Raw genomic sequence first — 1,550 nt, 5'->3', positions numbered from 1 at the left:
GAGTTGATGCCGGTCGAGGTCGACGTGGACAGCGAGCTGATCGAGCTGGTCGCCGACGACAAGCCAGTCGACGTCGAAGTCGACAGCGAAGCCACCGTACTATCGGTCGAGCTCAAGCCCGTCGACAACGAGTTGATACCCGTCGAGGTCGACGTGGACAGCGAGCTGATCGAGCTGGTGGCCGACGAGAGGCCCGTCGACGTGGAGGTCGAGAGCGAGGCCACCGAACTGTTGGTCGAGCTGAGGCCCGTCGACAACGAGTTGATACCCGTCGAAGTCGACGTGGACAGCGAGCTGATCGAGCTGGTTGCCGACGACAGACCGCTCGACGTGGACGTCGACAGCGACGCCACATTGCTGTTCGTCGTGCTCAGCCCCGTCGACAGCGAAGTAATGCTGCTCGTTGTCCCCGACAACGTCGTTGACAGGCTATCGACGGCAAGATTGGTCGCGAACAGCTGAGATCCATTGATCGCATCAGTGCTCGTTGCGCTCACCTGGCCGGCTGCCACGTTCGTGATTTGACGCTCCGCGCCCGCCGCGCCAACGCTCACCACGCTGCTCGGATTGGTGCCGGCGTAGCTGTATGTCACACCGCCCACGGTTCCTGTCGCGGTCGGATTCGGTGCAGCCGTCACCGAGCCACTGCCCAGTGCCACGTCGCCCGGGCTGGCTGTCGCGATCGCGCCGTTGCCAATTGCCACGCTTCCCGTCGTCGCCCCGGCCGTACCAGCCACCGAGTTCTGACCCAACGCAATCGACCCGGGACCTTGCGCGACGTTCGTATTGCCGATCGCCAACGCACCATTGCCCGTTGCCGTGTTGTTCGCGCCCAGCGCAACCGCACCGTTGCCGGTCGCCGTGTTCGGATCACCAATCGCTACAGCGCCGTTACCATTAGCCGTTTGACTCTCGCCCAACGCAATCGCACCCGTACCGGACACGACCGACGAATTGTGGCCGCCGGCAATTGAGCCGGCACCGGCTGCTGCCGATACCGTGTTGCTGTCGCCGATTGCGATAGTCGAGGCTGCGGCCGCAGTCGAGTTATTGCCGATTGCAACGCTCTGAATCCCCGCGGCGTTCGCCGCATTGCCCACCGCAGTGGCAGCGTTGCCACTTGCCGTCGCATTGACTCCAGCTGCCAGCGAGTTGATTCCCGTCGCACCGTCATTGTTGTAGTTGCCCTGCTGGACACCGTTGTCGTTGACGCTGTAGTAATGAGTGCGCGTCGCCGACACGACCGTCGACAACGATGTTACGTTGCTGTTTGTCGTGCTCAGGCCCGTCGACAACGAGTTGATACCGGTCGAGGTCGACGTGGACAGCGAGCTGATCGAGCTGGTCGCCGACGAGAGACCGCTCGACGTGGACGTCGACAGCGACGTCACCGTGCTATTGGTCGTGCTCAAGCCCGTCGACAACGAGTTGGCCGTCGTCGACGTCGACGTCGACAGCGAGGCCACCGTGCTATCAGTCGAGCTAAGGCCCGTCGACAACGAATTGATGCCCGTCGAGGTCGACGTCGACAGCGAGCCGATCGAGCTGGT

1 protein-coding gene and 1 pseudogene are annotated in these 1,550 nt (G+C 63.0%); one reads left to right on the top strand and one right to left on the bottom strand.

The features are described from left to right. Nucleotides 1-1,241, bottom strand: a pseudogene (locus tag WS45_RS34780) (adhesin); the annotation flags it as partial. 22 nt (nucleotides 1,242-1,263) lie between these two features. Between WS45_RS34780 and WS45_RS36390 the strand changes: the two are divergent. After that, the coding region (locus WS45_RS36390) for a hypothetical protein (protein WP_306459392.1) at nucleotides 1,264-1,550 on the top strand (287 nt) is incomplete at its 3' end.

Source organism: Burkholderia sp. RF2-non_BP3, assembly GCF_001522185.1.
Lineage (GTDB): Bacteria > Pseudomonadota > Gammaproteobacteria > Burkholderiales > Burkholderiaceae > Burkholderia > Burkholderia diffusa.
The sequence above is the reverse complement of the archived record's forward strand: the minus strand, read 5'-3'. Positions and strand labels throughout refer to the sequence as shown.